9 protein-coding genes and 1 pseudogene are annotated in these 8073 nt (G+C 39.6%); 7 read left to right on the top strand and 3 right to left on the bottom strand.

All coding sequences use genetic code 11. The annotated features are described in order from the left end of the window. The 3 genes and pseudogenes from B3182_RS07405 to B3182_RS07395 form a co-directional block, all read right to left on the bottom strand. Positions 1–347, bottom strand: a pseudogene (locus B3182_RS07405) (3-deoxy-7-phosphoheptulonate synthase); the annotation flags it as partial. 108 nt (positions 348–455) lie between these two features. Further along, positions 456–1928 carry a sodium:proton antiporter NhaD gene (nhaD, locus tag B3182_RS07400; RefSeq protein ID WP_292354061.1) on the bottom strand — a complete coding sequence of 491 codons (1473 nt, stop codon included), beginning with the start codon at positions 1926–1928 and terminating at the stop codon, positions 456–458. A 67-nt stretch (positions 1929–1995) separates the two neighbouring features. Further along, a complete protein-coding gene (locus tag B3182_RS07395; protein WP_292354064.1) occupies positions 1996–2466 on the bottom strand; it encodes a low molecular weight protein-tyrosine-phosphatase in 471 nt (156 codons plus the stop codon). A 172-nt stretch (positions 2467–2638) separates the two neighbouring features. Here B3182_RS07395 and B3182_RS07390 point away from each other — a divergent pair, with 172 nt between their 5' ends. From B3182_RS07390 to B3182_RS07360, 7 genes are all read left to right on the top strand, one after another. Then, positions 2639–3727 carry a tyrosine-type recombinase/integrase gene (locus tag B3182_RS07390; RefSeq protein ID WP_292354066.1) on the top strand — a complete coding sequence of 363 codons (1089 nt, stop codon included), beginning with the start codon at positions 2639–2641 and terminating at the stop codon, positions 3725–3727. After that, complete coding sequence (locus tag B3182_RS07385; RefSeq protein WP_292354067.1) at positions 3715–4512, top strand: DUF6387 family protein; 798 nt, start codon at positions 3715–3717, stop codon at positions 4510–4512. Before B3182_RS07390 ends, B3182_RS07385 begins: the two co-directional genes overlap by 13 nt. A 145-nt stretch (positions 4513–4657) precedes the next feature. Next, on the top strand, positions 4658–4861 hold the full coding sequence (locus B3182_RS07380; protein ID WP_292354070.1) for a hypothetical protein: 204 nt from the start codon (positions 4658–4660) through the stop codon (positions 4859–4861). Further along, positions 4861–5616, top strand: a complete 756-nt coding sequence (locus B3182_RS07375; RefSeq protein ID WP_292354072.1) for a Rha family transcriptional regulator — start codon at positions 4861–4863, stop codon at positions 5614–5616. Before B3182_RS07380 ends, B3182_RS07375 begins: the two co-directional genes overlap by 1 nt. Positions 5617–5632: 16 nt before the next feature. After that, a complete protein-coding gene (locus B3182_RS07370; RefSeq protein WP_292354074.1) occupies positions 5633–6409 on the top strand; it encodes a YagK/YfjJ domain-containing protein in 777 nt (258 codons plus the stop codon). Positions 6410–6861: 452 nt separating this feature from the next. After that, on the top strand, positions 6862–7209 hold the full coding sequence (locus tag B3182_RS07365; RefSeq protein ID WP_292354076.1) for a hypothetical protein: 348 nt from the start codon (positions 6862–6864) through the stop codon (positions 7207–7209). 166 nt (positions 7210–7375) lie between these two features. Then, positions 7376–8053, top strand: coding sequence for a nuclease-related domain-containing protein (locus B3182_RS07360; RefSeq protein WP_292354078.1), 678 nt, complete (start codon positions 7376–7378; stop codon positions 8051–8053). Positions 8054–8073 lie beyond the last annotated feature (20 nt).

The raw sequence follows: 8073 nt of genomic DNA, 5'->3' as shown, positions 1-8073 counted from the left end.
TTGCCATCAAGGTAAGGATCGTTTATCAGACCCTTCCAACCGACAACGGAACGTGGTTTTTCAAAATAAACGCGCATGATGATATGCAGATCATCAGCCAGTTCATGAATCAACGGCTGTAAACGGCTGGCATAGTCACGTGCCGCATTGGGATCGTGAATAGAGCAGGGACCAATAATAACAATCAGACGATCATCACGGTGATGCAGAATGTTCTGACAGGCTGTGCGTGCGTTAAACACAGTTTCAGATGCCGCATCCGAGATCGGTAATTGTTCATGCAATTGCGCTGGCGGTAATACTTCCTGTATTCCAACGATGCGTAAGTCATCTGTGTTGTAACGCATTTTCAACCTGATTTGTGTTCAAAAAAATAATCGGCAATTGTAATACTTCGGGGCCTTTTTCGCTATTTCAAGTTGTTACGGTCGCTTGATTTTTCTCAATAGCGGACCTTATGGCAATACCACCGTAAATAAATCTGCATTCAACCAAAGATGAACCCAGATGCTGGCGATGTAGCCCAGTGCGATTGCCCAAATCCATTTCAGGTGAGACATAAAAGTATAAATACCGCGGGCTTGACCCATCACAGCAACCCCTGCTGCAGAACCAATGGATAGCAATGAACCACCGACACCAGCGGTTAACGTTGCCAATAACCACTGACCTTGACTCATCTCCGGCATCATCGATAACACAGCAAACATCACTGGAATATTGTCGACAACTGCGGAAATCAGACCCACCATAATGTTGGCGGTGGTGGCGCCTAGCTGACCATATAAAAACTCAGAGCCCACGCTCAGGTAGCCGATTGTTCCCAAACCTCCGACGCATAAAATAATGCCATAGAAAAACATCAGCGTGTCCCATTCGGCGCGTTGCAATTGTTCGAAAATATTAAAAGGTGCTTTTTGCTGTGTTTCATCCTGAATATTAAATGCAGCTTGCCCGTCAATCTCTTTCTTATTTAAAAGACGTTTATCATTCATTTTAAGGACATAACCATGCAACTTGAGAAACCCGAGTCCTGTCATCATGCCCAGTACGGGGGGCAGGTGAAGAAAGTGATGACTGCTGGCGGCCATGGCAATGGTGAGAATAAATAATCCAACCACGATCATCGCACCAGATTTAAGCGGTGCATATTCATGTACAGCGATAGCGGCAACATTTTTAATCGCCAGAGACAATAAGGCTGCCGGGATTAACCAATTGACTAATGATGGGACAAATAAAGCAAAGAATTCATGGAAAGCCAAAACACCTTTCTGCCACACCATCAGGGTGGTAATGTCACCAAAAGGACTGAAGGCACCACCGGCATTGGCTGCCACAACGATATTGATACAAGCGACCGCAATAAATTTGTGATTATTGCCAGCAACCGCCATCACCACCGTTGCCATCAATAGAGCCGTGGTTAAGTTATCAGCGACTGGCGAGATGAAAAACGCCATTAAACCCGTCAACCAGAAAATAGTTCTTAATGAAAATCCCTTATTCACCAGCCAGGCACGAATAGCATCAAATACACCACGTTCGCCCATGGTGTTGATATAGGTCATTGCTGCCAGCAGGAATAAAAATAACTCAGCATATTCAAGCAGATTATGCCGAATCATAATGCCAGCTGTTTCATGAAAAACCGGATCAGTCTGCTGTGAATAAATCAGGGCAATCAATCCCCAAATCAGACCGGCCGCCACAATGACCGGTTTGGATTTACGCATATGGATATGCTCTTCAGCGATTACCAACGCATAAGCAATGAAAAATATCGCTAAGGCGGCAAATCCGACCCAGTGTCCGGTTAAATCAAGTAATGCGACATTTTCTACTGCCCATGTTGAGGGGGAGAAAAGCATGGCCAATAAAAATAATGACCAACCGGTAAAAGACTTGAAAAGGCCTGAGACGGGCATAATGACTTCCTGAAAATGGGGGAGCAAAAGCGCTAAATGATACCCCTCATCACTGGAATGACAACTGTTATTTTAGAACTGTGCGATAGAAACCTTCTGCCGCATCGGTGACCAAATCAAATACATGGTTGAACCCATTCTGACCACCATAATACGGGTCGGGAACATCGGTCTCATCACGTCCTTCAGCGAAATCGAGGAACAGCTTGACCTTATGCTGGTGTTCGCTCGGACAGGCTTGCTGAAGAATCTCCAGATTGTCCTTATCCATTGCCAGAATATAATCAAAATGCTCAAAGTCCTCATAGCGAAACTTGCGGGCTCTGATAAAAGACAAATCAATACCACGCTGTTTGGCCGTTTGTTGGGCCCGGGCATCAGGTGGTTCGCCCACATGGTAGGCATGGGTACCGGCCGAGTCGATTAGAAATTTGTCACTGGTACCTTTAGCTTTCAGCAAACTGACAAAAACGCCTTCGGCGGTGGGAGAACGACAGATATTGCCCATGCACACGAAAAGTACTTTTATCTGTTTCATATAGTCCCTAGACGATTGATTTATAAAGAACTGGTAATTAACAAGTCCTATATGATTTTATTTAGTCCCAACCTGATTGGTACACAGGTTGGTACACAAGGTATAGTTAGATATTATCAATGGGCATAGATTAACGATGCCCAAGCAAACAGAGTTTACCAAGGAAACCTTTATGCCTGAACGTAGTATACCAGTGAGTTATAACGACCATTTTATAAGAAATATAAAATGGGAAGGTAAAGATAAACGACTGCTTATTGGGGATTGTTTAATACTTCAAGTTCGAAGGTCTTCCAAAACATGGTTAGTTCGGCGTCGAATAGATGGAAAAGCTAGCATCACCACAATAGGTAAATATCCTGCAATTAGCCTTAAAAAAGCTCGTGTAGAAGCCACAAAAATAACAATGGCTGTAAATGTCTCAGTATTTACAGTTGCTCAGTTAGTTGAAAAGTATATGAATGAGGTCGCGAATAAGAAACATAAGCGACCTGAGCTCGTCCAGGGATATATGGATAGGGCTGTTATACCTAAGATTGGCGCCCAAAAAGTTCGTGATGTTACACGAGTACAGTTAGTAGGAATGATTCAGGACTACTCTAGTCGCGGAGCAAGAACGGCTGACCAGCTCAGGAGCAATCTAAAAAAAATATTCTCCTTTGCAGTCGAGTTAGGTCATCGGGACGATAATCCAATGTTGGAAGTCAGTAGTCGAGTTACTGGCTATGAACCTAATCCTAGAGAACGAATTTTATCCGATCAGGAAATTGTTGATATGTGGAGCTGGAAGAATAGCTCACATAGTTGGCAACGGACAGAGGATAACGTTCGAATGCTTCGCTTTCTTCTTTTAACTGGTCTGAGAATAAGTGAAGCAAGAAATGGGTATAAAGATGGAGATAAATGGATAGTAAACAAAGAAATATCTAAGAATGGCAAATCTCACTGGGTTTATCTAACAGAAACTGCAAAACAGCAACTACCATTACCCAAGACTACTGCGACAAATATACAAGCATGGTTAAGGAGGCGATTAGGTTTTGAGAACAATAATCGATATACCCCTCATGATTTGAGACGTACTTGTGCTACCAAAATGGCTGACAATGGAATTGAACCGTTTATAGTTGAACGTGTTCTTAATCACAAATTAGAGGGTGTAATGGCAGTCTATAATCGCGCTGAATATGAACGAGAAAGGATCAATGCTAGTCTTCTTATAGAAAAAGTGATTTTGGAATTAGTGAAATGCAAAGGTTAGATATTGAGTGGTTCTCACTAGCAAAATATGAGTCATTGAGAAATATGTCACTCTTAGAGATTTATGGTCAATTGTATATAAGAAAAGAATTGTATCAGATGATTTTTCACAGTCGTACTGGCAATAAATCTGCCAAAGAAAGTGTGATGGAGCAGAATTTTACAGGTTGGATTGATCAAATAAGGAACAAATCCATTATTGATACTTGTATTCAAGGCTCAGAAAATAGTAAGCAAGTGAATGAAGAAGATTTAGCTTTAGATACAGTAACAGATCTTACTGCTCTAGATGTTCAAGGTTTAATCTCGGCTGCAAGAGTTACTATTGATGACGATGATGAAGAGCTATCCCTCGAAGAATTAGATGTTTGTTTAGATGAATTGACTCATCAAAATCATCCAAATGAAGAGCTGGGCTATCGCCATTTAAAAATTGATATTTTTGCTTCAGATGAATTAATTTTGAGACATTTTAGAAATTGGCTCTCGGAAATAAGAACAAAATATCCTAAATATACAATCGAAAAGTCGTTTTCCGAACAAGATAAAGCAAAATGGGTTCATGATCGTCTCATTCCATATATTGACCTGAGGCTAATAACTGCTTATGACAATATAAAACTTACAGATTATGAAATTGGAAATTTAGTTTTATACGACTATACAGTATCCAGTCCTGAAGCACGTGTGAGGAGAACCCTCAAGAAAAAAGCTGAGTATCTTATGAAAGATGAAACTATCAATACATTAGCTTTGCAATTGGGTATTCCACCATCAGTAGGTTAGACAAGCAATATATGAAAATTAATGCCGTCATAAATTCTAGTGAAATTTATGCCGGCAATGAATATCTAAAATTATATGGCTTTAGTTTATATTTTTGATCCATAGAATGCATAACACTTCTTAAAACTAAATAAGAGTGTTATCAATGAAAAAACAAACTTCTCAACTTGAAAAAATCTCTCATTCAATCAATGGCGCTATAGAATTTACCGACTTCAGTCGCTCATATATTTTTGATGCAATTCGTAAAAATCAGATTAAAACCTTTAAGCGAGGTAATCGTCGTTTCATCTTACATGAAGATTTAGTTGAGTTTATTCACTCACTAGCTGAAGAAGGTGGAGTGTGATGAAAATCGAGAAGCTTTATTTAAAGATAGAATTATTAAAATATAGAATTGCATCAATTGACCTGAATCATGAAAATGTCTCAATCATCAGGCTAATTACTGGCCAATATTTCAACATACCAGCATCACAAAGTAGTCTCAGAATTTCAACATTGAACATAATAGGACTATGTAAATTTGCAACCTCTTATTATCTCTACCAGCAAGGTAAACATCAGATATATTTCAATTTGAATCATGATCAATTATTAATTGTGGTGATGGCGTTTACGTATGATAAAGCAAACCATTTTAAAGCAGACTTTATCCAACTATTCAATCAACGGGAAAATGAGCTATTACATTGGCGTGAAAAAGCACTATTAACCTCAGATAGCACCAAGCAGGCGAAGGATCAAGTTCATCGGTTACAAGGGTCTCTGAGGATGGTTATACCCACATTTAAACGCAGCACCTTGCAATTTATTCACCTACAACAGGCCATTACTCTAGCGGCAACGGGTTCAACTAAAACTAAACGCCACTCCATGATCAGCAGCAAGCTTATTCTTGTTGAAGTGCTTGAAGCGTTATTACAGACAGAAATTAAAAGATTGATGGATCAAGGTATAGCGCCTGAACAAGGGGGTGATTATGTTTTAGCAGTTATAAAAAAAGAAGACCTGACCAGCAGCGTCGAAACTTTAAGAAAGGGCTTTTTAAACAACACAATAGATCATAATCGTACTCGTGGTATAAGGCAAATCTTCACCTGAAAACTAGGGTGAAAATATGTCTAAAATTATTCCAAAATTTGTACACGGTTTTGACACAGCGGTTTTGACACAGAAAAGTGAAGCTAACCCCACTACGGGCGAGGCTTCACGTTTTTCCGAAACGCCCCATAAAGGCGGGTTATTTCTAATATCTATAGATGATGATGAAATCACCCAAGAAAAGGGTAAGGGAAAACAGCGAGCGGCTCGTCTCAAGACGCGTAATCGTAAGACGGTTATGTATGAGGATATTTTTGAATATCGAGGAAAAATCTACCGTGTTAATTCGTCTAAGTCTGGTCTCTATGTTGAAATTCTAGAACCAATGATTGGCCAGTTTGAAATAGCGGCTCAAAAATGGGGGCGAGTATTTGTACTTAGATTTGATTTACACCAACATTTTTACAGTGGGGATAACAGACGCATTACCGCCTTTAGGAAAAGGTTATTTAATAGGCTAAAGCGTATTTATGGCTTTAAAGATATTGGTTTTTGCTGGGTACGCGAAAAAGAGCGAGCCAAGTCACAGCATTATCACTTTGTTCTATTCTTGGAAGGAAGGTTAATCAAGCACTCAAGCCGTATTAACGAGCTAATAACTGAAGCTTGGGAAGAGCCGACAGGCTCTTACCATGTACCAATCATTAAACGACCCTTCTACTTTGGGACAGGCGAAGAAATTGCCGATGATGCTATTCACAGAGCTTCTTATTTAGCCAAAGCCAGAGGAAAGGGCTATAGAGACACACAGGCAAAAGATTTTCAATGTTCACGTATGAAGCCAAATAACTAATAAGTCTTTCGATAAAGAATCGCTTTGACCACCTTAAATCATTTTTTTGGATTAAAGCTCTCAATCCAGCGTCTGCTGCGGCAAGGTAATTTTCAAGCTCAAAGCTAGCTATATCGTCAACCGTTGTTTTACTCCGTTATACCAAAACGATAATAGGACTGATCCCAGACCTAGTTTATTAACATGAGGGTAAGGTATGTATAGGCGTTTTTTTAATGCTATAACTATGGTTATTTCGTGCTTGGATAGTATTTACAATGCTTCCAAGAAATTCCCGGAAACTCCCGGAAATTTTGGGAATGAGAGTTCCACGCGTCATCTACGCGTGAGCAAACTTGCTGTAGAGCCAAAGTTCAATAATGCCAATTTGTTTAGGTGCACTGCTAACGTGAAATTAATATGCTGAGATAAAAATAAGTTTTTAGCTTAGTATCCTCATGGAGATAAATTCAATGAATGCCAGTAAGAAACCTCGATCCTATTCAGTACAAGAGCAAATTAAAACCTTGGATCGGATATTTTTAGAGGAAGTTGAGAATGCAAATAGACTGGATGTTGATGAGCCTAAATTGAAATGGGAGGCAACTGTTTTTTCAAATGATGGTGAAATTAGTGTTAAATCTTCAACAGATGTTTCTAGCGATACAAAAGCATTAACAAATCCTCCAGAGGAGTATTTACCACTGCCTCATTATATTTGTCATCGACATAAAACTATGGTGACACTATCAGATAAGCCAGCTCGAAAGACTCTAAGACTAAAAAATATTTTCCGTCACATAAGCACTCTGTTCCGTTAGTCGTTTTCATTTCCAAATAGTGCCATTAAAAGTAAGCTCTGTGCTTGAGAAAAGTTATTTGATTTGAGAACTAGTAAGAGTTGCCTTAATAAACAACCTGCTATATTGAATTAGATTACAAATGATTAAATAGAATCATCTTCTTCAATTATGTGAGTCATGGACAATGAAGTCACCATTAAAAGATATTCCGCTTCGTAACCCCGGCGAAACGCTTGATCGACAAATAAATGACTTGATTATCGATAAAGGTTTGACCTATACCATATATATGGTTTTCATCGGGACGCTCACTTTCATGGAGTGGTTAAAGTGGTGGCAAGATATACCTCCGGCGCCTTTTATTTACAGCCTGATTTTGGCTATTACTTGTTTATATTACGTACCCAAAGTAATTGCGGTACGTAAGCAACTTAAAAGGCTTAGGCAAGGGCGTGATGGTGAAAAAGCAGTTGGTCAATACTTAGATAGCATTAAAGAACTCGATGCTAGAGTATTCCATGACGTGCCCGCCGAAAATTTTAATTTGGATCACGTTGTTATATCTTCAACTGGTATCTATGTAATAGAAACAAAAACTTACAGTAAACCGCCAAGCGGTAGACCAACCATCATCTTTGATGGCATTACCGTGCAAATCAATCACAAACCTAAATCTGACAAACCTGTCATTCAGGCGAAAGCCGCTGCTAACTGGTTAAAATTACTCCTTCATGATAGTACGGGAAAGAATTATGAGATTAAACCCGTCGTTGTATTTCCTGGTTGGTTTGTTGAACCAACCAGTGAGGCAAAGAATAGTGATGTCTGGGTATTGAACCCCAGGGCACTGCCTACGTTCTGAATCGCCACTAATTTACTAGA

The sequence above is a fragment of the Methylophaga sp. UBA4204 genome (assembly GCF_002379485.1).
Taxonomy (GTDB): Bacteria; Pseudomonadota; Gammaproteobacteria; order Nitrosococcales; family Methylophagaceae; genus Methylophaga.
The sequence above is the reverse complement of the archived record's forward strand: the minus strand, read 5'-3'. Positions and strand labels throughout refer to the sequence as shown.